Genomic DNA, 23,917 nt, shown 5'->3' with positions numbered 1-23,917 from the left:
GCTGCAACGGGCGGCGCGGGCGGGTGGTGCGCTGCCGGGGGTGAATGGCCGGCAGCGAAAATACAGGAAGTGACGACAACAGGGTCATCACACGTTCATGCTGTCGCCGCAACGCCGTCTTCAGGCACGCTTTTTCAGAGCAGCCAGGCCACTGCGAACACCGCGAGCATCGCCAGTGCCAGGCCGAGCTTGGCGGCGGTGCCCAGCACGATCCCCAGCCAAGTGCCGACGCCGACGCGGGTGGCCTGGCGCAGTTCGCGACCGTGCCAGTACTCCCCGACCAGGGCGCCGACGAAGGGGCCGACGAACAACCCGATCGGCATGAAGAACATGCCGGCGATCCCGCCCAGCACCGATCCCCACAGCGCCTTGCGGCTGGCCCCGACCCGTTGCGCGCCGAACGCGGTGGCCAGCAGGTCGACCAGCAGCGACAGCGCGGTGAGCACGCCCAGCACGGTCAGCGTCGGCCAGCCCAGCCGCTGGAAGCCGTCGGCCCACGCCGCCAGCAGCATCCCGGCGAACATCAGCGGGGTCCCCGGCAGGGCCGGCAACAGCACCCCTGCCAGTCCGACCAGCACCAGCACTCCGGCGCACACGTAATAGATGAACGCAGGGTCCATGTGGCTCACCTTGGGGGCGGTTTGGGGGTTGACAGATGGGGCATTTTTGCTGATTGCATTTTCATTTTGCCCGGGGTAAGTTGCAGCCGCTGCGTTTGCAAAGGTCACCGTGAATCGTGGCCTGATGCGGTAGATCCATCGATCCGCTACATCGTTATACCTCGCTTCCTCCTTGCAACCAGCCGCCGCACCCCACGGCGTACCCACCCCTGAGACGTGTTCCAAGGAGTAAGTCCATCATGAACGGCAATCGCGAAAACGGCACCGTGAAGTGGTTCAACGATGCCAAGGGTTTCGGTTTCATCAGCCGCGAAAACGGCGAGGACGTGTTCGTGCACTTCCGGGCCATCCAGACCCAGGGCGTCAAGAGTCTGAAGGAAGGCCAGAAGGTCAGCTTCACCGTGGTGCAGGGCCAGAAGGGCCTGCAGGCCGACGCGGTGCAGCCCATCTGAGGGATCGCCGCGCGGTCTGGCGCGCAGCAAAAAGGCCCGCACTGCGGGCCTTTTTGCGTTTCAGGGGATGCCGGATCAGCGCGGCACGACGCGCCCGTTGACCACGCGCACGTAGGTGTTCTCGCGCACGCCCGCCAGGTCGCGCTGGTTGACCACGATCACCCGACCGTCGTCCATCTGCACATGCACGTCGTAGGTGTCGCTGGTGACGTTCTTCTGGATCTCGTTGCCGGCAAGCGCGCCGGCCGCCGCACCCGCCACCGCCGACACGTTCTGGTTGCCCTTGCTGCCACCGGTGTGGTCGGAAATCTCATGGCCGGCGACCGCGCCGACGATACCGCCCAGGATCGCACCGGTGGCCGACGGCGCAGTGCGGCCGGACGGCACGGTATCGATGCGGGTGACGATGCCGCAATCGGCACAGCGGGTCTGGGTGTAACCGCCGCGCGCCGGCTGGCTGTAGCCGCCGCCGTAACCGCCGCCATAGCCGGGGGACGTGGCGCAGCCTGCGAGCGCCAGGGTCGCCACGGCAGCGGTGGCCATCAGTTGGATCTTCATGGGTGCTCTCCTCGACAGACGGTGATGGAGCGCGGCGGCAGCGCCGCGGTCGCAGGCATCCTCTCCATCCCTGCGTGAATGCAACGCCAACCCTGGTGAGTGCTGTTCAGCCTTGCGACGGGCGGGGTCAGCGGCAATTCAGCATGAAAGCGCTGGCACCTCATCGAAAGGCGCGCACGCGGGTCAACGGGAAAGCCTCACTGTCCCGTCACCGAGAAAGATGCTGAAGGTTCCGCGCACAAGCCTGCGCCTGCGCCATCGAACGCGGCGCTGGCACATTGGCAGAAGCCTGCCGACAGGTCCTCGATGCACGCGACTGCGTTCAGAGAAACAGCCCGTTGGCGCGGCGGTGCCGATCCCGCCGGGCGCTCAGCGGAAATCGCGGTGGCAGGCGTCGCAGCGCTCGTCGATCTGCTGGCGTGCCTGCGCCAGTGCGGCGCAGTCGGCCGGCGGCTGCGCCAGCGCCGCGTCCACGCCGGCGCGCAGCGCATCGGCGTGCTCGCGAAAGCGACTGTCGTCGACCAGGTCGGGGAATGCCGTGCCCAGTTCGTCGCCGAGCAGGCGCAGCGTGCGCAGCCGCGCCTGCGGACCTGCGCCGCTGCATTGCCGGTGCGCGGCGTCGCGTTCGAGCAACGCCAGTTGCTTGCCCATGACCTGCATCAGGCTGCGCGGGAACGGATCCTGCCGCGCCTGCACCGCGCGCAGTGCCATCACCGTCAGCACCAGCCCGAGCAGCAACCCGGCCAGCAACACGAACAGATAGCGGGACGCGGAGGTGGGCGGGGAGGAGGGCGGCTTGGCCATGTCAGGCATGCGCAGCGGGATGGAGCGCCGATGGTACGCCTGCGGCGACGCGTCGCGTGCGCCCAGGCCGCGGCGCAAATCCCCAATCCCCAATCCCGGCTCAACCAGCAATCCCCTAAAATGCGCGAATGAACGAACAATGGCGCGAGCGCTTCGCCGGCATCGACCGGCTCTACGGGCAAGGCACGATCGAACGGCTGGCGCAGTGCCGGGTGGCGGTGGTGGGCATGGGCGGGGTCGGCTCGTGGGTGGTGGAGGCGCTGGCGCGCTCGGCGGTCGGGCATCTGACCCTGATCGACGCCGACGACATCTGCGTGTCCAACACCAACCGGCAACTGCCGGCGTTGGCCGGCCAGTACGGGCGCAACAAGGCGGTGGCGATGGCCGAGCGTTGCGTGGCGATCAATCCGCAGATCGAGGCGGTCGCGGTCGAAGCCTTCCTGACCCCGACCAACATCGCCGAGCTGCTCGATGCCGGCTTCGACCTGGTGATCGACGCATGCGACAGCTTCCGGGTCAAGGTCGAGACCATCGCCTGGTGCCGGCGGCGCAAGCTGCCGCTGCTGACGGTAGGCTCGGCCGGCGGACGCACCGATCCGACCCTGGTGCGGATCCGCGACGTGTCGCGCACCGAGCATGACGCGATGCTGGCGCTGATCCGCAAGAAGCTGCGCAGCGAATTCAACTTCCCCAAGAATCCGCAGCGTTATTTCGGCGTGCCGGCGGTGTACTCGCTGGAGAACGTGCGCTACCCGCAGGCCGACGGCAGCGTCTGCGGACTGCGGCCGGTGCTGGGGCCGGATGCGGCCTTGAACCTGGACTGCGGCGCCGGCCTGGGCGCGGCCACGCACATCACCGGTGCGTTCGCCTTCGCCGCGGTCGGCAAGGCGCTGGAGATGCTGTTGAAGCGCGCCGCGGCGCGCGAGGCCGCGGCCGCCTAGCGCGTGCCGGCCGGCGGCGCCGCGCCGGGTATGCGTACCGCCATGCCGTTCGCCAGGTTGCGTTCGGTGCCGGCCTGCAGCGTAGCCAGCCGTTCCAGGTCCTGCGCCGGCTGCGGCCGGCCGAACAGGAAGCCCTGGAAATGCCGGCAGCCCATCGCCGAGAGCATCTCGCACTGCTGCATGTCCTCGATGCCTTCGGCGAGGGCCACCATGCCCATCACCTCGGAGATCTCCACGATCTTGGCCAGCAGCCGCCGCGAGGACTCGTCGGCCTTGGCGTCGTTGACGAACTGTCGGTCGATCTTGAGCTTGGTGACCGGCAGCGTCCGGAGCATCGCCAGCGAGGAGAAGCCGGTACCGAAGTCGTCCAGCGCCCAGCCGATGCCGAACGTCTTGAGTTCGTGCATCTTGGTGCGTACGCCGGCGGTGTCCACATACAGCGCCGACTCGGTCAGCTCGAACTCCAGCGATGCCGGCGCCACGCCCTCGCTGGTGATCACCTGCTTCACCGCGGCCACGAAGTTGGGGTCGAGCAACTGCACCGGGCTGACGTTCACCGCCACCACCAGCGCACGCAGGTCCGGCTCCTGCGACCAGCGCCGCAGCGTGCGGCAGACCTGGCGCAGCACTTCCAGTCCCACCTCGCGGATCAACTGGCTCTCTTCGGCCAGCGGGATGAACTTGTCCGGGGTCAGCAGCTTGCCGTTGGGGTGCCGCCAGCGCACCAGCGCCTCTGCCCCGAGCATGCTGCCGTGGGCGTTGACCTGCGGCTGGTACAGCACCTCGATCTCGCCGTTGTCGACCGCACGCGCCAGTTCCCGCTCCAGCGAAATGCGCGCGTTCACGTCGTTGCGGTAGATGTGCAGGATCGCCGCCAGCAAGCCGGCCGCGCAGGCCATGTTGCAGATCGCGCCGAGCCGGCGCATGCCCAGTGGCGGCGAGGACGCCGGCGCCAGCCAGTCCAGTTCGCCCGAGCCGAACGCGACGAAGGCGCCTAGGCAGGCCAGCGGGAACACCAGCGCGCGGTAGCGGCGGCTGCGGTCGAACACGAACAGCGCGCCGGCCGCCAGCGGCAGGAAGAACGTGTGCACGGAGCGCGGCACCGTGCCGATCGGCGCGTCGATGATCGAGATCACCAGCACCACGACGAAGATGCCGTGCGCCACCAGCGACAGCGAGGCCTCGTCGCAGTGGCGGCGGCGGACGAGCGCGAGCAGGCCGACCGCGGTCAGCCCGACGAAGGCGAACGCCAGTTCCGGCCGGTCGTAGTACAGGTAGCACACGGTCCACAGGGTGCCGAGCGTGGTGCACGAGATCCCGGCCAGGGTCAGGGTGCTGCGCATCTTGCGGCTGCGATTGCTGTCGCGGAATTTCAGGGAGACCCAGCTTTCGCCGTTGGAGGCGTGTTTTTCCGAACTCGCGCCGCTCTTCATCGCCGCAGCGCCCGCATGCGCGCCAGCGCCGTTCGCGCCGGCGCGGCTGCGGAAGACGCGATCGCACGCGTGCGCCGCGCGCCGTGAAGAAGCGGGTAGGGGATGCGGCTTGCCGGTTGTTTCACGCCAGGATGATCCGATCTGCCAGAACGCGTGCCATCGAGCCGGCCGCCAAGCCTTTGCTGAGAGCGAACGGGTTCACTCCGGTGCCTGGCGGACAAAGCGCCGCTCGCCGTTTCAGCGCGGTGCACAGTAGCAGAAGCAAGCAGGCCGAAACGCGCTCGAAAGGCAGGCATCCACCTGCCCAGTTCACAGTTTCGTACGAAAGCCGTTTCGTCACGCGATGTGCGTGCCGACCACGGTGCAGTCGCGCGCTGCGCGGTCGACGTGTGGCGTCTGTTCCTGTGTCAGTGCGTCAAAAAGCGACGCGTAGCGTCGGAATGTGCGGTTCGCAGGGTGGCGCCGTGTCAGACGGTGACGGGCGGGCCGGCGACCGCGTCGGGCAGGCCGAACAGACGCCGCGCGTTGGCTGTGGTCTGCGCGGCGATCGAGGCGGCAGAGACATCGCGCAGTTCGGCGATGGTGCCCAGTACGGTGCGCAGCCGTGCCGGTTCGTTGCGCTCACCGCGGATCGCCGCATCGGGTTGATCCGGCGCATCGGTTTCCAGCAGCAATTGTTGTAGCGGCACGGTCGCGGCCAGTCGGCGCAGGCGCTGCGCCCGTGCGTAGGTGACCGGCCCGCCGAGGCCGATCAGGAAATCCAGCGATCGCAACTGCGCGGCCTGCTCGGCGCTGCCGGCGAAACTGTGCACAACGCCGCGCACGCGCCCGACCTTGCGGATCGCCAGGATCACCGCGTCCACTGCGCGCCTGGCGTGCACGATCAGCGGCAGGTCGCAGTCGCGCGCCAGCTGCAGCTGCCCGACGAAGTAGCGCTGCTGCTCGGTTTCGTCCAACCCGTCGACGAAGAAGTCCAGTCCGCACTCGCCGATCGCGCACGGCCGCTCGCGTTGGATCCACTCGCCGAGCAATGGCAGGTGCTCGGGGCGATGCTGATCCAGGAACAGCGGATGCAGGCCGTAGGCCGGATACAGGCCGGGCGCGGCCGCGCAGACCGCGCGCAGCTTGGGCCAGGACGCCGCGGTCACCGCCGGCACCACCTGCGCCTGCACGCCCGCCGCCTGCGCGCGCGCGATCACCGCCGCGCGGTCCGGGTCGAACTCCTCCGCGTCCAGGTGGCAATGGCTGTCGATCAACTGCATGGCGCTCAGCGGCGCACGCGCTGGGCGGTGGAGGTCAGCGGTTCGGTGGCCGGCGCCGGCGTGCGGGTCTTCCAGTTGGCCAGCAGCAGGGTGCCCAGGCCGAACACGATCTCGTCGATGAAGGGCACCGGATCGGGCAGCAGCACGCTCAGCACGAACAGGCCGGCAGTGATCTTGAACAGCGTCGGGTAGCGCAATTTGCCCGCCCAGCGCAGCAGCGGATAGACGATCGGATTGGGCATGGCACGTTCTCCGGGGAGGCGGTGGAAACGCTAACAGCCTAGAGATGGCGACGTTCCAGCGGCGTTACCAGCCGCGCCGCCGGTGCATTGCTGAATAGGGAGCGGATTGGTTCAGCTTCGGCATGGTAATCACAGCACCGTAGACAACGCGGTCAGCCCGCAGGAGAGCACACATGAAAAGCACTACGACAACCGTTCTGGTCGCGGCTGGCGCCTTGCTGGTCGGCGGCGTCGCCACCGCGGCCTTCATGAACAATCGCGACAAACCGGTGGACGTCGCCAACAGCGACGTGCGCCCGGCCCTGGACAATACGCGCGGCGACAGCGCGATGGACAACAGCGTCGGTGGCAAGCTCGAGTACGCCGACGTGGTGCGGGTCGATCCGATCACCCAGAAGCAGCAGCGCTACGCCGAGGTGGTGGGCACCGAGCCGCTGCGCCAGACCTCGACCACGACTACTCCGCGCCAGGTGTGCAACGACGTCGTGGTGCAGGAGCGCCTGCCCGAGCGCGACGGCAACGTCGGCGGCACCGTGGTCGGCGCGGTGGTCGGGGGCCTGCTCGGCAACCAGATCGGCCAGGGCAACGGCCGCAAGGCCGCGACCGCGGCCGGCGCGGTGGCCGGCGGTTTCATCGGCAACCGCATCGACCAGAACCACGTCGGCGGCCGCGTGGTCGATCGCACCGAGCGCCAGTGCCATACCGAGAACAGCACCGCGCAGTCCTCGACCATCACCGGCTACAACGTGACCTACCGCAACGACGACGGCACCACCGGCACCATGCGCATGGACAGCAAGCCGGGCAGCCGCATCGCCATGGGCACGCAGGACGTGGTCAAGGGCTACGACGTGACCTACCGCTACGACGGCCAGGAAAAGACCGTACGCATGGACGACCGTCCGAACAGCGACCGCCTGCCGGTGCTGGACGGCCGCCTGGTCACCCAGACCGCGTCGGCCGGCGACGTCGCCGTCAGCCAGCGCTGAGTCGCAGTTTCGTTGCACACCCCGGAGGCCGGCGCTTGCGCCGGCCTTCGTCTTTCTGCGGGCGGTGGTGCGGGCGGGGCCGATACAATGCGGCTTTAGCCGTGGACACCGCCATGCCCCTGCCTTGCGACGATCTGTTCAACGTAGCCGCGCTGCTCAGTGAGGAGGAGCGCGCGATCCAGCAGGCGGTGGCGCGCTTCGTCGATGCCAAGGTGTTGCCGGTGATCGGCGAGGCCTTCGACCAGGGGCGATTCCCGCGCGAGCTGGTGCCGGACCTGGTGGCACTGGGACTGCTCGGCGCCAGCCTGCCCCCAGTCGACGGCGGCGGCGGCCTCAACGCGGTCTGCTACGGCCTGATCTGCCAGGAACTGGAGCGCGGCGACAGCGGCCTGCGCAGCTTCGTCAGCGTGCAATCCTCGCTGTGCATGTACCCGATCCACGCCTACGGCAGCGATGCGCAACGCCAGCGCTGGCTGCCGGCGATGGCCGCCGGCACCGCGATCGGCTGCTTCGGCCTGACCGAGTCGCAGGGCGGCTCTGACCCGGCGGCGATGCAGACCCGCGCGGTACGCGACGGCGACGGTTGGCGCCTGAGCGGCAGCAAGATGTGGATCACCAACGGCAGCATCGCCGACGTGGCGATCGTATGGGCGCAGACCGAGGACGGCATCCAGGGCTTCCTGGTCGAGGCCGGCACCCCGGGCTTCGGTACGCAGGACATCGCGCACAAGATGAGCCTGCGCGCTTCGGTGACCTCGGCGCTGTTCTTCGACGACGTGCGCCTGCCCGACAGCCAGCGCCTGCCCGGCGTGCGCGGGCTGAAGGGGCCGCTGGGCTGCCTGACCCAGGCCCGCTACGGCATCAGTTGGGGCGCGATCGGCGCGGCCATCGCCTGCCTGCGCGAGGCGCTGGCCTACGCCGGCGAGCGCATGCTGTTCGGGCGGCCGCTGGCGGCGACCCAGAGCGCGCAGATCAAGCTGGCCGACATGGCGCGGCGTATTTCGACCGCGCAGTTGCTCGCGCTGCAACTGGGCCGGCTCAAGGACGCCGGCACGCTGCATCCGGCGCAGGTGTCCCTGGCCAAGTGGAACAACGTGCGCATGGCCCTGGACATCGCCCGCGAATGCCGCGACCTGCTCGGCGGCGCCGGCATCACCACCGACTACGGCGCGATCCGACATGCCCTGAACCTGGAATCGGTAATCACCTACGAGGGCACCGAGACCGTGCACCAATTGGTGGTCGGCCGCGAACTGACCGGCATCAACGCGTTTTGAATTCACTGCCCGCGCGCGGTTGCGGGCCCGTTTTGCAGGAGAACCGATGATGAGCGTGTTCGATGTGCGCGTTGAGACCGAGCGCCTGCTGTTGCGCCCGCCTACCGCCGAAGATTTCGCGGCGTTCTGCGCGTTTTCTGCCGATGCCGAGACCATGCACCACCTCGGCGGAGTGCAGGCGCCGTCGGTGGTCTGGCGCAGCCTGACTTCGCTGGTCGGCAGCTGGCAGTTGCAGGGATTTGCGATGTTCTCGGTGATCGAGAAGCGCAGCGGGCAGTGGATCGGCCGGGTCGGCCCCTGGCAGCCGCACGGCTGGCCCGGCACCGAAGTCGGCTGGGGCATCGCCCGGGCGTTCTGGGGCCAGGGCTATGCGCCGGAGGCGGCCACGGCGTCGATCGACTGGGCGTTCGCGCAGTTGGGCTGGAGCGAGGTGATCCACACCATCGTGCCCGACAATGCCAACTCCAAGGCGGTGGCGGGCAAGCTGGGGTCGCGCTACCTGCGCCAGGACCGCCTGCCGGAGCCGCTGCAGGCGCTTGAGGTGGAAGTGTGGGGCCAGTCGCGCGCGCAGTGGCAGGGGCGGCGCTGAACCACGTCCGCGGCGGAGATCCTTGTACGTCGCCCGCTCCTGCGACTCCCCATTCCCGATTCCCCAATCCCGACCCTTCAGCAGGAGCGATGCATGGCATCCGAACGTTTCCCCCTGACCGTGTACGGCATGGCGCTGTCCGGCAATTGCTACAAGGTGCGGCTGTTGCTGGACCAGCTCGGTTGCGGCTACCGCTGGGTCGAGGTCGACAGCGCCAACGGCCAGACCCGTACCCCGGCGTTCCTGGCCAAGAATCCCAACGGCAAGGTGCCGCTGCTGGAACGCGAGGACGGGCGCGTGCTGGCCGAATCCAACGCCATCCTGTGCTGGCTGGCCGAAGGCACCGGCTATCTGCCCGCCGATCCCTGGCAGCGGGCGCAGGCGCTGAGCTGGCTGTTCTTCGAGCAGTACAGCCACGAACCCTACGTGGCGGTGGCGCGCTTCGTCTGCGGCTGGACGCCGGCCGATTCGCCGCGTCGTGCCGAGCTGCCGCGCCTGCGCGAAGGCGCGCTGAGGGCGCTGGCGGTGATGGAGCAGCACCTGCAGGCGCAGGCCTGGTTCACCGGCCCGGCCTACGGCATTGCCGACATCGCGCTGTTCGCCTACACGCATTGCGCCGGCGATGCCGGCATCGCGCTGACGCAGTACCCGGCGCTGTGCGACTGGCTGCAGCGGGCGCGCGCGACGCCGGGTTTCGTGGCGCTGCCGCCGCTGCCGGAGGACGTACAGGCACGCCTGGCGCTGGCAGAGACGGCAGCCGCGTTCACCTGATTGCCGCGCGCCCGCGGCTAGCCTGAAGATCCATTCGGTCAGGAGACACGCCATGAGCCAGTACCGCATCGCCGTGTTCGTCGGCAGCCTGCGCAAGGAGTCGTTCAACCGGCGCCTAGCGCACGCACTGGAGCGACTCGCCGGCGACCGCGCCAGTTTCGAGTACGTCGAGATCGGCGACCTGCCGCTGTACAACCAGGACCACGACCACGACTATCCGGCACAGGGCCGGCGCCTGAAGACGCAGGTCAGTGGCGCCGACGCGGTGCTGTTCGTCACCCCGGAATACAACCGCTCCATCCCCGGCGTGCTCAAGAACGCCATTGACCTGGGTTCGCGGCCGTACGGCGAGAGTGCCTTCGCCGGCAAGCCGGCGGCGGTGTGCGGGACCTCGCCAGGGGCGATCGGCACCGCCATGGCGCAGCAGCACCTGCGCAACGTGCTGGCCTATCTGGACATGCCGGTGCTGGGCCAGCCGGAGATCTTTCTGCAGTTCAAGGAGGGACTGATCGCCGAGGACGGTGCGGTCGACGACGAGCGCACGCGCAAGTTCCTGACCGGCTTCGTCGACAAGTTCATCGCCTGGATCGACGAACTGCAGGCCTGAGTGCCGCCGCGGCGGGTGCCGTCGGTGGCGCGCGGATGGGACAGGGGGGCTTGTGAGGCGGGGCATCGGCGAGGTTCTCAACCGCTTGTCCCCAGACTTGTCCCCAGCCCCTGGTGGCCGCGGCAACGCATGCGCCGCCGTGAGGGCAGGTGCCTCCCTCGGGACATGCCCTAGCCCCGGCCGGGCGCGGCGACTAAAATCGGCGCCCGGGCCGCGGTGAGGCCGCGCCCGGCGCCCGCGCCCCACAGAGAAGACCCAGCCTATGTCCGCCCGTCCCGGCTACCGCGGCGATCGCAAGAGCGAGCGCAGCGAACGCAGCGAGCCGCGTCTCGACCAGTTGCGCGTGCCGCCGCACTCGACCGAGGCCGAGCAGGCCGTGCTCGGCGGCCTGATGCTGGCGCCGGATGCCTACGACCGGGTCAACGACCAGCTCACCGACAATGATTTCTACCGGCGCGATCACCAGCTGATCTATCGCGCGATCCGCGAGCTGGCCGAAAAGGGGCGCCCGTTCGATGCGGTGACCCTGGGCGAATGGTTCGAATCGCAGGGCAAGCTGGAGATGGTCGGCGACGGCGCCTACCTGATCGAACTGGCCAGCACCACGCCCTCGGCTGCCAACATCGTCGCCTACGCCGAAATCGTCCGCGACAAGGCGGTGCTGCGGCAGCTGATCGAGGTCGGCACCACCATCGTCAACGACGGTTTCCAGCCGGAAGGGCGCGAGAGTTCGGAACTGCTGGCGTCGGCGGAAAAGGCCGTGTTCCAGATCGCCGAGGCCGGCGCGCGCGGGCGCAGCGACTTCGTGGCGATGCCCGGCGCGTTGAAGGACGCGTTCGAGGAGCTGCGCAACCGCTTCGAGAACGGCGGCAACATCACCGGCCTGCCGACCGGCTACACCGATTTCGACGCGATGACCGCCGGCCTGCAGCCGACCGACCTGATCATCCTCGCCGCGCGTCCGGCGATGGGCAAGACCACCTTCGCGCTGAACATCGCCGAGTACGCGGCGATCAAGTCGAAGAAGGCGGTGGCGGTGTTCTCGATGGAAATGTCGGCCTCGCAGCTGGCGATGCGCCTGATCTCCTCCAACGGCCGCATCAACGCGCAGCGCCTGCGTACCGGCCAGCTCGAGGACGAGGACTGGGCGCGGGTCACCGGCGCGATCAAGATGCTCAAGGAGACGAAGATCTTCATCGACGACACGCCGGGCGTGTCGCCGGAAGTGCTGCGCTCCAAGGCGCGCCGGCTCAAGCGCGAGCATGACCTCGGCCTGATCGTGATCGACTACCTGCAGCTGATGTCGGTACCCGGCAACAGCGAAAACCGCGCCACCGAGATCTCGGAGATCTCGCGCTCGCTCAAGGGACTGGCCAAGGAGCTTGGGGTGCCGGTGATCGCGCTGTCGCAGCTCAACCGCTCGCTGGAAACCCGCACCGACAAGCGCCCGGTGATGGCCGACCTGCGCGAGTCGGGCGCGATCGAGCAGGACGCGGACATGATCGTGTTCATCTACCGCGACGACTACTACAACAAGGAAAATTCGCCGGACAAGGGCCTGGCCGAAATCATCATCGGCAAGCACCGCGGCGGCCCGACCGGGTCGTGCAAGCTCAAGTTCTTCGGCGAATACACCCGCTTCGACAATCTCGCGCACGATTCGGTGGGGGCGTTCGAGTAAACCGCCGCCCGCATCTGCGGGCAGCGGCTGCGACGCGCGGCGCCCGGACCGTGCCGGACGCCGGCGGCGCGAGGCGACGCGACGATCAGTAGGGAATCTCGATCTCGGCGTTGCTGGTGGCGTCGTAGGTGTTGGCGCCGTACTCGGCGTGGTGGGTGCAGACCACGGTGATCTTGCGGTAGATCCCATAGACGAAGTTGGACGTGAAATGCACGTCCACCAGCGCACCGTTGCCTTCCTCGTCGTAGTCGGTGGTGTAGCCATTGCCGTACGGATCGTAGGCGTTGCAGCGCACGTTGATGTAGCGGGCGTCGACGCGATCGTTGTTGGCGTTGGCGAAGCGCGAGTAGGCGCGGATCTTCAGGCGCTTGCCGCCGGCGGGGCGGTTGTCGGACTCGTAGCCCTGGTTCTGGATCACGCCTTGCAGCGTGTAGACCGGCGTACTGCCGCCGCCACCACCGCCGCCACACGATGCTTCGGCGTCGCCTTGCAAGACTTCGTTCTGCTGCAGTCCGGGTTCGGGCTCGCACGCCATCGCCAGCGGGGCGGCGAGGCTCAGTGCGAGGGTGAGGGCGGCTGTTGCGATGCGCTTGTCCATGGGTCTTGCTCTCCTGAGGGTCTTGCGGATGTCGGCGATGGGCGTGGCCGTGCTGCGCCGTCGGTTGCCCGCAGCGCGTCGCGGCCCTGGCGATGCAGGTCCGGGCGCGGACGGTTGGGGCGCACGCAACCGCGCTCGCCGGCCGTGGTGGCCGTGAGCTCGCAGAGGCGATGGCGGATGTCCCCCGTGCGCGCGAAACGGCCGTGGCCATCTCGTGTGCGGTGCAGCGAAAGCGCGGATGGCGTCCTTCCCCGGAACGTCATCCACCAGCAGCGGTCGCGGCGCCGCTTCGACATGACGGCGCCCGCCTCGGCGTTATAGCAGGGCAGGCGAGGCGCACGCGCGCGGCGCGCGGCGATGTCTACGAAATCCGGTCAGTGCGGTACGCGCCGCGCCAACTTCGGCAGCGTCGAAGCGACGGCGCTTCGCGCCGGCTCATGCTCACCTGGCCGCTGCACGCGATCCGTATCATGGCGCGTCCTTTGCTGCGTCCCCCCGCATGAGCTACGCCATCGTCTGGTTCCGGCGCGACCTGCGTCTGCACGATCAACCTGCGTTGCAGGCCGCCCTGGATGCCGGGCACACGCCGGTGCCCGTGTATCTGCACAGCCCGGAAGACGAGGGCGCTTGGGCCGCAGGCGCGGCCTCGCGTAGCTGGCTGCAGCGCTCGCTGGCGGCACTGGACGCGCAACTGCGCGAACGCGGTTCGCGCCTGATCCTGCGCCAGGGCCCGGCCGAGACCGCGTTGCGCCAGGTGATCGCCGAGTGCGGCGCCGTCGCGGTGTACTGGAACCGTCGCTACGAGCCGACCACGCAGCCGCGCGATGCATGGCTCAAGCGCGAACTGCGCGAACAGGGTCTGGAGGTGCACAGCCACAACAGCGCGCTACTGTTCGAACCCTGGCAACTGGCGACGCAGCAGGGGAGTCCCTACAAGGTGTTCACCCCGTTCTGGCGCAGCGCCCTGAGCCATTGGCAGGTGCCCGCGCTGCAGGCCGCGCCGAAGACGTTGCCGCCGCCGCCCACGGATCTGGACAGCCTGCCGCTGGAACGACTCGGCCTGGCGCCCGCGCTGAACTGGGACCGCGGCTTCTGGGAGGTCTGGCAGCCGGGCGAGGCCGGCGCACACGAGGCGCTGGACGTGTTCGTCGACGGCGCGCTGCGCGACTACCTCGATGGCCGCGACCGCCCGGATCAGGTCGGTACCTCGCGACTGTCGCCACACCTGCATTTCGGCGAGATCGCACCATGGCGCATCGTCGCGACCCTGGAACAGCAGCGCCGTGCCGCCACCGCCGCGGCGATCGACGGCTACATCCGCCAGCTCGGCTGGCGCGACTTCGCCCATCACCTGCTGCACCACTTTCCGGAGACGCCCGAGCGCAACCTCAATCCGCGTTTCGAGCGCTTTCGCTGGGCCAGGCCCGATGCGGCCACACTGCATGCCTGGCAGCGCGGACGCACCGGCGTGCCGATCGTCGATGCCGGCCTGCGCGAGTTGTGGCACACCGGCTGGATGCACAACCGCGTGCGCATGATCGTCGCCAGCTACCTGTGCAAGCACCTGCGCGTGCATTGGTCCGAAGGCGCGCGCTGGTTCTGGGACACCCTGGTCGATGCCGATCTGGCCAACAACACCCTGGGCTGGCAGTGGGTGGCCGGCACCGGCGCCGATGCCGCACCGTATTTCCGCGTGTTCAATCCGGTGACCCAGGCGCAGAAGTTCGATCCGAAAGGCGAGTACATCGCGCGCTGGGTGCCGGAACTGGCGGCGCTGCCGGTGGCCGATCGCTTCGCCCCCTGGCAGGCGCCGCAGCGGCTGGCGCACGCTGCGCCGCAATATCCACGGCAGCCGATCGTGGACCTGGCCGCGGGTCGCGATGCGGCGCTGGCCGCGTACCGCGAAACCTCCGCCGGCTGAGCGCCGCGCCGCCCCGGCGGTGTGCGCGTGCAGTGCAGGCGCGCGATTGACGCCCTTCGCCGGCGCATGATTCACTCCGGGCTCGGACAGGAGCCCGCATGGCCACCAGCTCAGCTCGCCGCAAGCCGCAGCGCGAACCGATGTCGCGCGTGGACACCGCCTGGTTGCGGATGGACCGGCCGACCAATCCGATGATGATCACCGGCGTGCTGATGTTCGACGAGCCGCTGACCTTGCCTGCGCTCAAGCAACTGGTGCGCAAGCGCTTCCTGGCCTTCCCGCGCTTCCTGCAGAAGCCGGTGGAGACCGCCACCGGCGCCTACTGGCAGCGCGACGACGATTTCGATCTGGACTGGCACGTGCGCCTGTCGGCCTTGCCTGGCCGCGGGCAGAAGAAGGCGCTGGAGCGCTTCGCCGGGCAGATGGCGTCCACGCCCTTGGACAAGACCAAGCCGCTGTGGCAGTTCCACCTGATCGAACGCTACGAAGGCGGCTCGGCGCTGGTGGCGCGCATCCACCACAGCTATGCCGACGGCATCGCCCTGGTGCAGGTGCTGCTGTCGCTGACCGATACCCAGCGCGTCCCCGAGCCGTCGGCGCAGCTCGGCCGCGCCTGGCTCAAGGACGACGGCAAGGAGGTGGTGCGCCGGGTCGGTGCGGTGGACCGCTACCTCAAGCTCGGCGGGCGCATGCTCGACAAGGGCCGGGCGATGGCGCAGGACCCGAACCTGCCGCAGATGCTGGCGCGCGAAGGCGGGCTGATCGGCCGCGAGCTGGTCAATGCCTTGCTGCTGGCCGACGATCCGCCGACGCTGCTGCGCGGGCGCCTGGGCGTCAGCAAGCGCGTGGCCTGGGCCGAGCCGCTGGACCTGGACGAGGTCAAGGCGGTGGGCCGCGCCTGCGACTGCACGGTCAACGACGTGCTGATGGCGACCATGGCCGGCGCCTTGCGCGACTACATGCTCGAGCGCGGCGAACGCCTGGACGGGGTGACCCTGCGCGCCACCGTGCCGGTGAACCTGCGCCCGCTGGAGCATGCGCGCAAGCTCGGCAATCACTTCGGCCTGGTGTTCCTGGACCTGCCGGTAGGCGAGGCCAATCCGGTGCGGCGCCTGCAGTGCGTGGCCGAGTCGATGCAGCAGCTCAAGCAGTCGCGCCAGGCGATGGTGGTGTTCGGCCTGCTGGCGGCGGTGGGCATGGCGCCGGCGGCGCTGCAGTCGGCGGCGCTGGACCTGTTCAGTCGCAAGGCCACCACCGTGGCGACCAACGTGCCGGGCCCGCAGCAGCCGCTGTACCTGGCCGGCAGCCGCGTGCGCGAGATGATGTTCTGGGTGCCGCAGACCGGCTCGATCGGCGTCGGCGTGTCGATCATGAGCTACAACCACCGCGTGCATTTCGGCCTGATCGGCGATGCGCGGCTGATTCCCGATCCGGACGCGGTGATGCGCCGGGTCGGCGCCGAATTCGAGAAACTGCTGTACCTGGCGCTGATGGGCGATTGGGAGCAGCCGTTGCGCGCCGCCGACGCCGAAGACCTGCTGCCGTCTTCCTGAACCGGGCGCATCGTGCGCCGGGCTGCGTTCATCCGCGCCTCGCGTGGCCCTGTTTATGCTGCGGCCACGTCAAACCAGGTTCGGAGAGAACATGATGAAAACGACCACCCTTCGCGGCGTGTCCGTGGCCCTGGCCAGCGCGCTGGTGCTGTCCGCCTGCGCCACCGGCGGCTCCTACGTGCAGCGCGACCAGTACGGCAATCCCACCGAGCAGCAGAACCGCACCGGCCGCGGCGCGCTGATCGGCACCGCGGTCGGCGTCGCCGCCGGCCTGCTCAGCGGCAGCAGCGCCACCGAGCGCCGTCAGCACGCGATGATCGGCGCCGGCATCGGCGCGCTCAGTGGCGCGGCGATCGGCAACTACCAGGATCGGCAGGAGCGCGCGCTGCGCGAGCGTACCGCCAATACCGGCATCGACGTGCGCCGCGACGGCGACAACATCACCCTCAACCTGCCCGACGGCATCACCTTCGATTTCAACCAGTCCACGCTCAAGCCGCAGTTCTATTCGGCGCTCAACGGCGTGGCCCAGACCCTGGGCGAATACAACCAGACCATGATCGAAGTGGTTGGTCACACCGACAGCATCGGTAGCGATGCGGTCAACCAGCGCCTGTCCGAACAGCGCGCGTCCTCGGTCGCCGCGTACCTGACCGCGCAGGGCGTGCAGCCCGAGCGCATCCAGACCCTGGGCGCCGGCAAGAAGTATCCGATCGCCGACAACAGCACTGAGGCCGGCCGCGCGCAGAACCGCCGCGTGGAGATCCGCGTGGTGCCGCTGCGCTCCTCCGCGGGCTGACCGATCCGGCGACAGCCACGACGAACGGGCCGCACTGCGGCCCGTTCGCGTTTGCGTGCGGCTGCGAAATGCGTCGTGTCGCGCGGCTCAGACCAACGCCGCGTCTTCTTCGTCCTCGGCTTCCGTTTCCAGCGCCACATCCGCCGGCACCGGTGCGGCGGCCACGCGCGGCAGGGTGGCCAGCGACTGCGTGTTCATCGCCACGCCGCTGCACAGGGTGAACTCGGCGCCGTCCTCGGCCTGCTGCGTGGCCAGCTTGGCCGGGCACTGCGCCATCATGTAGCTGACGTCGAAGTTGAGCTTGTCGACCAGGAAGTCGACGAAGGCGCGCACCTTCGGCGATAGCATGCGCCCGCCCGGGAACACCGCGTTGAAGTCCAGGTCCGGCCCGACCCAGCCGCCGAGCACGCGCCGTGCCTTGCCGGCCTCGATCAACGGCTTGATCGTCGCATCGCTGGCCAGCACCAAGCCTTCGCCGCAGACCAGGCCGCCGATCAGTGCCGCCGAATCGTTGGCGAGCAGGATCGGCTGCACCAGGAATTCGCCGCTCTGCTTGCCGTTGCGCAGCGGCCAGCACAACCGGTTGCCGCCGCCGCGGCCTGTGCTCAGCGCCAGCGTGCGGTGGTGCTGCAGATCGTCCGGATGCAGCGGCTCGCCATGGCGCTCGATGTAGTAGGGGCTGGCGAAGACCTGGGTGCGGAAGGTGGCGAGCTTGCGCGCGACCATGGTCGAATCCGGCAGCGTGCCCATGTGCAGAGCCACGTCCACGCCTTCGGCGATCGGGTCGACCTTGTCGCTGGTCATGATCATCTCCAGCCGCACTTCCGGGTGCTGGCGATGGAACTCGCCCAGGATCGGCGCCACCCAGGAGATGCCGGCCGAGTAGGGCACGCTGAAGCGCAGCCAGCCGCGCGGGCCGGCCTGCAGCTGGCCCACCGCGCTCTCGGCTTCCTCCAGTTCGCGGGCGATGCGCTGGCAATGCTCGTGGTAGACCGCGCCGGCCTCGGTCAGCCCGAGCCGGCGCGTGGTCCGGTGCAGCAGGCGCGCGCCCAGTCGCGCCTCCAGATCCTGCACCTTGCGGCTGACGGTGGTCTTGGGCAGGCCGAGGGCATTGGCCGCGGCGATGAAGCTGCCTTGCTCGACCACCTTGACGAAGATCAGGGTGTCGTTCAGATCGTGGCTCATGGCGGTTCCTTGAGGTGGAGACGATTGGACCGGTAGCGGGACGATTATTCCCCTTAATTCGGACTAATCAAGTGCGGCTTTGGCGCCTAATTTGTGCGCATTCGCCATCACCGACGGTCGTTGCCCATGTCGATGCGCACCCTGTTCCAGTTTTTTGCCTGCCCCGATCGCCAGCTGCGGCGCCGTTCCGCGCCGGTTGCGACGGCGCAATCCCTTTACCCGAAGGCGTTTCGCGAGTTCACCCCGCCGCCGCGGCGCCAGGGCGGCAGCAGTTTGCGCCTGGGCGCCCCCGGTAGCGATCGGCTGGGTCGCATCGCGATTGTCCCGTCGGCGGGAGGAAAAGTCCCGTGAGCGGGATGTTGGCCCCCGAGGTCCTGGTCCTCGGCGGCAGCGGCACCGTCGGGCAGGGTGTGGTCCAGGCGCTGCTGGAAGCGGGCAGCCCAGTGCTGGCGGTGGCGCGCGACCGCGCCCGCCTGGCCGACCTGCGCGATCGCCACCACGACGAACCTGGCCTGGACGTGCTGTGCGGCTCGGTCGCCACCGACGCGGCCGCCGCCGCCCTGGTGGCCGAGATCGCGCAGCGACCGCGGCCGTTGGCGGCGGTGGTTGCCGCCCTGGGCAGTCCGCTGCGGCCGGGGCGGCTGCTGGAGCGGCCGCTGGGTGCGCTGCGCAAGCGCCTGGATGCCGACCTGCTGCCGCACCTGGCCGCGGCCCGGCACCTGCTGCCGTTGCTGGCGCAGCACGAGCGCGGCGCCCGCTACGTCCTGCTGGGCAGCCCCTGCGCGCTGCGCGCCTGGTCCGGGCATGGCGACAGTTCGGTGGCGGCGGCGGCGATCCGCATGCTCGCCCAGGTGCTGCACGAGGAAGCCAAGCCGCTGGGCGTGCACGTGCACCTGCTGTCGCTGTCAGAGCCGGTGTGCCGCAGCGACGACGCCATCGGCGACTGCCCGGAGTGGTTCACCACCCTCGGCGTCGGCCGCGCCGTGGTCCATCTGCTCGCCGATCCGCAGCGGCCGGACCGCGCCCTGGTCGAGATCGACCGCCGCCACTTTGCCCAGCCGCGCAGCGCCTTGCTCACCCCCTTGCCGTTTTCCTTCTCCACCCACGAGGTCTCTCCATGAATCCGATTCCGAAGCCGTCGCGTCTGTTGCCCGGCGCCCTGCGCCCGCTGGCGGTGGCGCTGCTGGTCGCCACGCTCGCCGCCTGCGGCAGCAAGGCCAACGAACAGGGCGCGCCGCCGCCGCCGAGCGTGGGCGTGGCGCCCGCGTTGCAGAAGCAAATCAGTCAGTGGGACGAGTTCAGCGGCCGCGTCGAGGCGGTCGAACACGTCGACCTTCGCCCGCGCGTGTCCGGCTACATCGACAAGGTCAACTACGTCGAAGGGCAGGAGGTGAAGAAGGGCGATGTGCTGTTCACCATCGACGCGCGCAGCTACCGCGCCGAACTTGCCCGCGCCGAGGCCGACCTGGCGCGCGCACGCACCCAGGCCAAGCTCAGCGCCAGCGAGGCCGCGCGTGCCAAGACCCTGTCCGAACAGCAGGCCATCTCCACCGAGAGCTGGGAGCAGCGGCGCGCCGCCGCCGAGCAGGCGCAGGCCGACGTGCTGGCCGCGCAGGCCGCGGTGGACAGCGCACGCCTCAACCTGGAATGGACCCAGGTGCGCGCGCCGATCGACGGCCGCGCCGGCCGCGCGATGGTCACCGCCGGCAACCTGGTCAGCGCCGGCGACAGCGCCAGCGTGCTGACCACGCTGGTGTCGCTGGACAAGGTGCACGTGTACTTCGATGCCGACGAAGGCACCTTCCTGCGCTATGCGCAGATGGCGCGCGACGGCCAGCGCCCGAGCGAGCGCGACGGCAGCCTGCCGGTGCAGGTCGGCCTGGTCGGCGAGGACGGCTATCCGCATGCCGGCAAGGTCGATTTCCTCGACAACCAGCTGGTGCGGAGTACCGGCACCATCCACGTGCGCGCGCTGCTGGACAACGCCGATCGCCGCTTCACGCCCGGCCTGTTCGCGCGTGTGCGCTTGCTCGGCAGCGGCCGCTTCGACGCGGTGCTGATCGACGACCGCGCGGTGCTCACCGACCAGGACCGCAAGTACGTCTACGTGGTCGACAAGGACGGCAAGGCGCAGCGGCGCGACGTGCAGCTCGGCCGCAGCGCCGAGGGCCTGCGCATCGTGACCAGCGGGCTGGCCGCCGGCGACAAGGTCATCGTCGACGGCGTGCAGAAGGTGTTCATGCCCGGCATGCCGGTGCAGGCAAAGCCCATCGCGCAGACCACGTCCCCGGCCGCACCGCGCCAGGCCGTCGCCCTCGACTGAGTCGCGGGCGCCGACGCAGCAGCGGCCGGGTAGTGCCGGCCGTCCCCGCCGGGCCGGCAATGGCCCGGCGCCGCCACCGGCATGCCTGCGTCCGCGCCCGGCCCCCGTTTCAACCGTTTCCAGGACCACCACCCATGGACTTTTCCAGATTCTTCATCGACCGGCCGATCTTCGCCGCCGTGCTGTCGATCGTCATCTTTGCCGCGGGCCTGATCGCCATCCCGCTGCTGCCCATCGGCGAATACCCCGACGTGGTGCCGCCCTCGGTGGTGGTGCGCACGGTGTATCCGGGCGCCAACCCCAAGGTCATCGCCGAGACCGTCGCCACGCCGCTGGAGGAAGCGATCAACGGCGTGGAGAACATGATGTACATCAAGTCGGTCGCCGGCTCCGACGGCGTGCTGCAGATGACCGTGACCTTCCGCCCGGGCACCGATCCTGACGATGCCGCGGTGAAGGTGCAGAACCGCGTGGCGCAGGCGCAGGCGCGCCTGCCCGAGGACGTGCGCCGGCAGGGCGTGACCACGCAGAAGCAGTCGCCGACCTTCCTGATGGTGGTGCACCTGACCTCGCCCAAGGGCAAGTACGACACCCTGTACCTGCGCAACTACGCGCGCCTGCATGTCAAGGACGCGCTGGCGCGGATCCAGGGCGTGGGCGATGCGCAGGTGTTCGGCGGCGGCGACTACGCGATGCGCGCCTGGCTGGACCCGGAGCGGGTGGCCGCGCGCGGGCTCACCGCCAGCGACGTGGTCGCGGCGATGCGCGAGCAGAACGTGCAGGTGTCCGCCGGCCAGCTCGGCGCCGAGCCGATGCCCGAGAGCAAGTTCCTGACCCTGATCAACGCGCAGGGCCGCCTGCGCACCGAACAGGAGTTCGGCGACATCGTGCTCAAGGTCGGCGCGGACGGCCAGACCGTGCGCCTGTCCGACGTCGCCCGCCTGCAGCTCGGCGCCGGCGACTACACCCTGCGCGCGCAGCTGGACGGCAAGAACGCGGTCGGCATCGGCATCTTCCAGGCGCCGGGCGCCAATGCGCTGCAGATCCGCGACCAGGTCATCGCCAAGATGGACGAGCTGACCAAGCAGTTCCCGGACGACGTGAAGTACGAGGCGGTGTACGACACCACCATCTTCGTGCGCGACTCGATCAGCGCGGTGGTGCACACCCTGCTGGAGGCCGTGCTGCTGGTGGTGCTGGTGGTGATCCTGTTCCTGCAGACCTGGCGCGCCTCGATCATTCCGCTGATCGCGGTGCCGGTGTCGGTGGTCGGCACCTTCGCCGCGCTGTACCTGCTCGGCTTCTCGATCAACACGCTGACCCTGTTCGGACTGGTGTTGGCGATCGGCATCGTCGTCGATGACGCGATCGTGGTGGTGGAGAACGTCGAGCGCAACATCGAGGAGGGGCTGACCCCGCTGGCGGCCGCGCACCAGGCGATGCGCGAGGTGTCCGGCCCGATCATCGCGATCGCGCTGGTGCTGTGCGCGGTGTTCGTGCCGATGGCGTTCCTGTCGGGCGTGACCGGGCAGTTCTACAAGCAGTTCGCAGTGACCATCGCCATCTCCACGGTGATCTCGGCGATCAACTCGCTGACCCTGTCGCCGGCGCTGGCCGCGCGCCTGCTGCGCAGCCACGACGCGCCCAAGGACCGCCTGTCGCGCGGCATGGAGCGGCTGTTCGGCGGCTGGCTGTTCCGTCCGTTCAACCGCTTCTTTCACCGCAGCTCCGACCGCTACCAGGGCGCGGTGTCGCGCATCCTCGGCCGTCGCGGCGCGGTGTTCGCGGTGTACGTGGCGCTGCTGCTGGTCACCGGGCTGATGTTCAAGGCGGTGCCGGGCGGCTTCATCCCGACCCAGGACAAGATGTACCTGATCGCCGGCGTCAAGCTGCCGGAAGGCGCCTCGATCGAGCGCACCGACGCGATGCTGCGCAAGGTCGCCACCATCGCCATGCAGACCGACGGCGTGGCCCATGCGATCTCGTTCCCCGGCCTGAACGCGCTGCAGTTCACCAACACGCCCAATACCGGCGTGGTGTTCCTGCCGCTGAAGCCGTTCGCCGAGCGCCACCGCAGCGCGCTGGAGATCAACGCCGAGATCAACCAGCGCATCTCGCAGCTGGGCGAGGGCATGTCGTTCGCCTTCATGCCGCCGCCGATCCTCGGCCTGGGCAACGGCAACGGCTACCAGTTGTTCATCGAGGACCGCGCCAACCTCGGCTACGGCGCGCTGCAGAACGCGGTCAGCGCCATGCAGGGCGCGGTGGCGCAGACCCCGGGCATGAGCTTCCCGATCGGCACCTACCAGGCCAACGTGCCGCAGCTCGACGCCGAGGTCGACCGGGTCAAGGCCAAGGCCCAGGGTGTGGACCTGACCGATCTGTTCGACACCTTGCAGACCTATCTGGGCTCGACCTACGTCAACGACTTCAACCAGTTCGGCCGCACCTGGCAGGTGATCGCCCAGGCCGATGCGCCGTTCCGCGAGAGCGTGGAGGACATCGCCCGGCTGCGCACCCGCAATGCCCAGGGCGAGATGGTGCCGATCGGCTCGATGGTGACCATCAAGCAGACCTACGGCCCGGACCCGGTGCTGCGCTACAACGGCTATCCGGCCGCCGACCTGGCCGGCGAAGCGGATGCGCGGTCGCTGTCCTCGGCCGAGGCGATGGCCAAGATCACCCAGATCGCCAAGCAGGTACTGCCCAACGGCATGGAGATCGAGTGGACCGACCTGAGCTACCAGCAAGCCACCCAGGGCAATGCAGCACTGGTGGTGTTCCCGCTGGCGGTGCTGCTGGCGTTCCTGGTCCTGGCCGCGCTGTACGAGAGCTGGACGCTGCCGCTGGCGGTGATCCTGATCGTGCCGATGACGCTGCTGTCGGCGCTGTTCGGGGTGTGGCTGAGCGGCGGCGACAACAACGTGTTTGTGCAGGTCGGCCTGGTGGTGCTGATGGGCCTGGCGTGCAAGAACGCGATCCTGATCGTCGAGTTCGCCCGCGAACTGGAATTGCAGGGCAAGGGCATCGTCGAATCGGCGCTGCAGGCCTGCCGCCTGCGCCTGCGCCCGATCGTGATGACCTCCATCGCCTTCATCGCCGGCACCGTGCCGCTGGTGTTCTCGCATGGCGCGGGCGCCGAAGTGCGCTCTGCCACCGGCATCACCGTGTTCGCCGGCATGCTGGGCGTGACCCTGTTCGGCCTGTTCCTCACCCCCGTGTTCTATGTCGCCCTGCGCAAGCTGGCCGGGCGGCCGCTGGTCTCGCATGCGCCGGCCCATGCCGACGCGCCGGCGCACGGCTGATTCTTTC

23 protein-coding genes are annotated in these 23,917 nt (G+C 69.2%); 15 read left to right on the top strand and 8 right to left on the bottom strand.

Annotated features, from left to right (window positions below; genetic code table 11):
• Positions 1-134: 134 nt before the first annotated feature.
• A complete protein-coding gene (locus tag GGR71_RS00245; protein ID WP_048491345.1) occupies positions 135-620 on the bottom strand; it encodes a DUF456 domain-containing protein in 486 nt (161 codons plus the stop codon).
• Between the two features lie 236 nt (positions 621-856).
• On the opposite strand from GGR71_RS00245, the gene GGR71_RS00240 reads away from it, so the two are divergent.
• The gene (locus GGR71_RS00240) at positions 857-1,072 is read left to right on the top strand and encodes a cold-shock protein (protein ID WP_343160780.1); all 216 of its coding nucleotides are present in this window, start codon (positions 857-859) and stop codon (positions 1,070-1,072) included.
• A gap of 75 nt (positions 1,073-1,147) precedes the next feature.
• Here GGR71_RS00240 and GGR71_RS00235 read toward each other — a convergent pair whose 3' ends face one another.
• Entirely contained in the window at positions 1,148-1,630 is a 483-nt protein-coding gene (locus GGR71_RS00235; protein WP_010344410.1) for a glycine zipper 2TM domain-containing protein, read from the bottom strand.
• A gap of 369 nt (positions 1,631-1,999) precedes the next feature.
• Positions 2,000-2,434: a hypothetical protein gene (locus GGR71_RS00230; protein ID WP_160956986.1), complete on the bottom strand. Its 435-nt coding sequence runs from the start codon at positions 2,432-2,434 to the stop codon at positions 2,000-2,002.
• Positions 2,435-2,562: 128 nt separating this feature from the next.
• On the opposite strand from GGR71_RS00230, the gene GGR71_RS00225 reads away from it, so the two are divergent.
• Positions 2,563-3,375, top strand: coding sequence for a tRNA threonylcarbamoyladenosine dehydratase (locus GGR71_RS00225; protein ID WP_048491347.1), 813 nt, complete (start codon positions 2,563-2,565; stop codon positions 3,373-3,375).
• Here GGR71_RS00225 and GGR71_RS00220 read toward each other — a convergent pair.
• From GGR71_RS00220 to GGR71_RS00210, 3 genes are all read right to left on the bottom strand, one after another.
• Positions 3,372-4,808, bottom strand: coding sequence for a putative bifunctional diguanylate cyclase/phosphodiesterase (locus GGR71_RS00220; RefSeq protein WP_160956985.1), 1,437 nt, complete (start codon positions 4,806-4,808; stop codon positions 3,372-3,374). The two genes, GGR71_RS00225 and GGR71_RS00220, sit on opposite strands and share 4 nt — an antisense overlap.
• Before the next feature lie 467 nt (positions 4,809-5,275).
• Entirely contained in the window at positions 5,276-6,070 is a 795-nt protein-coding gene (locus GGR71_RS00215) for a TatD family hydrolase (RefSeq protein WP_160956984.1), read from the bottom strand.
• 5 nt (positions 6,071-6,075) lie between these two features.
• Positions 6,076-6,312 carry a DUF6116 family protein gene (locus tag GGR71_RS00210; RefSeq protein ID WP_048491350.1) on the bottom strand — a complete coding sequence of 79 codons (237 nt, stop codon included), beginning with the start codon at positions 6,310-6,312 and terminating at the stop codon, positions 6,076-6,078.
• Positions 6,313-6,485: 173 nt separating this feature from the next.
• On the opposite strand from GGR71_RS00210, the gene GGR71_RS00205 reads away from it, so the two are divergent.
• The 6 genes from GGR71_RS00205 to GGR71_RS00180 all read left to right on the top strand — a co-directional run bounded on the left by GGR71_RS00205 (position 6,486) and on the right by GGR71_RS00180 (position 12,226).
• Entirely contained in the window at positions 6,486-7,301 is an 816-nt protein-coding gene (locus GGR71_RS00205; RefSeq protein WP_160956983.1) for a glycine zipper 2TM domain-containing protein, read from the top strand.
• A gap of 113 nt (positions 7,302-7,414) precedes the next feature.
• Positions 7,415-8,578 (top strand): acyl-CoA dehydrogenase family protein, encoded by a 1,164-nt coding sequence (locus GGR71_RS00200; RefSeq protein WP_160956982.1) that lies wholly within the window; start codon positions 7,415-7,417, stop codon positions 8,576-8,578.
• A gap of 49 nt (positions 8,579-8,627) precedes the next feature.
• Entirely contained in the window at positions 8,628-9,167 is a 540-nt protein-coding gene (locus tag GGR71_RS00195; RefSeq protein WP_160956981.1) for a GNAT family N-acetyltransferase, read from the top strand.
• 93 nt (positions 9,168-9,260) lie between these two features.
• Positions 9,261-9,938 carry a glutathione S-transferase family protein gene (locus GGR71_RS00190; RefSeq protein WP_160956980.1) on the top strand — a complete coding sequence of 226 codons (678 nt, stop codon included), beginning with the start codon at positions 9,261-9,263 and terminating at the stop codon, positions 9,936-9,938.
• Positions 9,939-9,990: 52 nt separating this feature from the next.
• Entirely contained in the window at positions 9,991-10,545 is a 555-nt protein-coding gene (locus tag GGR71_RS00185) for an NADPH-dependent FMN reductase (protein WP_048491353.1), read from the top strand.
• A gap of 262 nt (positions 10,546-10,807) precedes the next feature.
• Entirely contained in the window at positions 10,808-12,226 is a 1,419-nt protein-coding gene (locus GGR71_RS00180; protein ID WP_160956979.1) for a replicative DNA helicase, read from the top strand.
• An 85-nt stretch (positions 12,227-12,311) separates the two neighbouring features.
• Here the strand turns inward: GGR71_RS00180 and GGR71_RS00175 are convergent, their stop codons facing one another.
• Positions 12,312-12,824, bottom strand: coding sequence for a hypothetical protein (locus GGR71_RS00175; RefSeq protein WP_048491355.1), 513 nt, complete (start codon positions 12,822-12,824; stop codon positions 12,312-12,314).
• A 499-nt stretch (positions 12,825-13,323) separates the two neighbouring features.
• Between GGR71_RS00175 and GGR71_RS00170 the strand changes: the two genes are divergently transcribed.
• The 3 genes from GGR71_RS00170 (at position 13,324) to GGR71_RS00160 (ending at position 17,097) form a co-directional block, all read left to right on the top strand.
• A complete protein-coding gene (locus tag GGR71_RS00170) occupies positions 13,324-14,745 on the top strand; it encodes a cryptochrome/photolyase family protein (protein WP_160956978.1) in 1,422 nt (473 codons plus the stop codon).
• 98 nt (positions 14,746-14,843) lie between these two features.
• The gene (locus GGR71_RS00165) at positions 14,844-16,298 is read left to right on the top strand and encodes a WS/DGAT/MGAT family O-acyltransferase (RefSeq protein WP_048491357.1); all 1,455 of its coding nucleotides are present in this window, start codon (positions 14,844-14,846) and stop codon (positions 16,296-16,298) included.
• 94 nt (positions 16,299-16,392) lie between these two features.
• Positions 16,393-17,097 carry an OmpA family protein gene (locus GGR71_RS00160; RefSeq protein WP_048491358.1) on the top strand — a complete coding sequence of 235 codons (705 nt, stop codon included), beginning with the start codon at positions 16,393-16,395 and terminating at the stop codon, positions 17,095-17,097.
• An 87-nt stretch (positions 17,098-17,184) separates the two neighbouring features.
• Here GGR71_RS00160 and GGR71_RS00155 read toward each other — a convergent pair whose 3' ends face one another.
• Entirely contained in the window at positions 17,185-18,282 is a 1,098-nt protein-coding gene (locus tag GGR71_RS00155; protein ID WP_160956977.1) for a LysR family transcriptional regulator, read from the bottom strand.
• A gap of 126 nt (positions 18,283-18,408) precedes the next feature.
• Here GGR71_RS00155 and GGR71_RS00150 point away from each other — a divergent pair, with 126 nt between their 5' ends.
• The 4 genes from GGR71_RS00150 (at position 18,409) to GGR71_RS00135 (ending at position 23,910) form a co-directional block, all read left to right on the top strand.
• Positions 18,409-18,633, top strand: coding sequence for a hypothetical protein (locus GGR71_RS00150; RefSeq protein ID WP_048491360.1), 225 nt, complete (start codon positions 18,409-18,411; stop codon positions 18,631-18,633).
• Positions 18,630-19,403: an SDR family oxidoreductase gene (locus GGR71_RS00145; RefSeq protein ID WP_184451544.1), complete on the top strand. Its 774-nt coding sequence runs from the start codon at positions 18,630-18,632 to the stop codon at positions 19,401-19,403. The genes GGR71_RS00150 and GGR71_RS00145 overlap by 4 nt, the downstream gene beginning before the upstream one ends.
• Complete coding sequence (locus GGR71_RS00140; RefSeq protein WP_160956976.1) at positions 19,400-20,605, top strand: efflux RND transporter periplasmic adaptor subunit; 1,206 nt, start codon at positions 19,400-19,402, stop codon at positions 20,603-20,605. The genes GGR71_RS00145 and GGR71_RS00140 overlap by 4 nt, the downstream gene beginning before the upstream one ends.
• 134 nt (positions 20,606-20,739) lie before the next feature.
• A complete protein-coding gene (locus GGR71_RS00135; RefSeq protein WP_160956975.1) occupies positions 20,740-23,910 on the top strand; it encodes an efflux RND transporter permease subunit in 3,171 nt (1,056 codons plus the stop codon).
• Positions 23,911-23,917: the final 7 nt, after the last annotated feature.

The sequence above is a fragment of the Xanthomonas sp. F1 genome, assembly GCF_014199855.1.
This window is presented reverse-complemented; position numbering and strand designations above follow the sequence as displayed.

Coding starts and splice junctions, on each gene's coding strand:
- GGR71_RS00230 (WP_160956986.1), bottom strand. CDS start 2,434: ATGGCCAAGCCGCCCTCCTCCCCGCCCACCTCCGCGTCCCGCTATCTG.
- GGR71_RS00180 (WP_160956979.1), top strand. CDS start 10,808: ATGTCCGCCCGTCCCGGCTACCGCGGCGATCGCAAGAGCGAGCGCAGC.
- GGR71_RS00150 (WP_048491360.1), top strand. CDS start 18,409: ATGTCGATGCGCACCCTGTTCCAGTTTTTTGCCTGCCCCGATCGCCAG.
- GGR71_RS00220 (WP_160956985.1), bottom strand. CDS start 4,808: ATGAAGAGCGGCGCGAGTTCGGAAAAACACGCCTCCAACGGCGAAAGC.
- GGR71_RS00225 (WP_048491347.1), top strand. CDS start 2,563: ATGAACGAACAATGGCGCGAGCGCTTCGCCGGCATCGACCGGCTCTAC.
- GGR71_RS00190 (WP_160956980.1), top strand. CDS start 9,261: ATGGCATCCGAACGTTTCCCCCTGACCGTGTACGGCATGGCGCTGTCC.
- GGR71_RS00165 (WP_048491357.1), top strand. CDS start 14,844: ATGGCCACCAGCTCAGCTCGCCGCAAGCCGCAGCGCGAACCGATGTCG.
- GGR71_RS00200 (WP_160956982.1), top strand. CDS start 7,415: ATGCCCCTGCCTTGCGACGATCTGTTCAACGTAGCCGCGCTGCTCAGT.
- GGR71_RS00160 (WP_048491358.1), top strand. CDS start 16,393: ATGAAAACGACCACCCTTCGCGGCGTGTCCGTGGCCCTGGCCAGCGCG.
- GGR71_RS00205 (WP_160956983.1), top strand. CDS start 6,486: ATGAAAAGCACTACGACAACCGTTCTGGTCGCGGCTGGCGCCTTGCTG.
- GGR71_RS00155 (WP_160956977.1), bottom strand. CDS start 18,282: ATGAGCCACGATCTGAACGACACCCTGATCTTCGTCAAGGTGGTCGAG.
- GGR71_RS00245 (WP_048491345.1), bottom strand. CDS start 620: ATGGACCCTGCGTTCATCTATTACGTGTGCGCCGGAGTGCTGGTGCTG.
- GGR71_RS00135 (WP_160956975.1), top strand. CDS start 20,740: ATGGACTTTTCCAGATTCTTCATCGACCGGCCGATCTTCGCCGCCGTG.
- GGR71_RS00235 (WP_010344410.1), bottom strand. CDS start 1,630: ATGAAGATCCAACTGATGGCCACCGCTGCCGTGGCGACCCTGGCGCTC.
- GGR71_RS00185 (WP_048491353.1), top strand. CDS start 9,991: ATGAGCCAGTACCGCATCGCCGTGTTCGTCGGCAGCCTGCGCAAGGAG.
- GGR71_RS00215 (WP_160956984.1), bottom strand. CDS start 6,070: ATGCAGTTGATCGACAGCCATTGCCACCTGGACGCGGAGGAGTTCGAC.
- GGR71_RS00175 (WP_048491355.1), bottom strand. CDS start 12,824: ATGGACAAGCGCATCGCAACAGCCGCCCTCACCCTCGCACTGAGCCTC.
- GGR71_RS00170 (WP_160956978.1), top strand. CDS start 13,324: ATGAGCTACGCCATCGTCTGGTTCCGGCGCGACCTGCGTCTGCACGAT.
- GGR71_RS00140 (WP_160956976.1), top strand. CDS start 19,400: ATGAATCCGATTCCGAAGCCGTCGCGTCTGTTGCCCGGCGCCCTGCGC.
- GGR71_RS00210 (WP_048491350.1), bottom strand. CDS start 6,312: ATGCCCAATCCGATCGTCTATCCGCTGCTGCGCTGGGCGGGCAAATTG.
- GGR71_RS00195 (WP_160956981.1), top strand. CDS start 8,628: ATGAGCGTGTTCGATGTGCGCGTTGAGACCGAGCGCCTGCTGTTGCGC.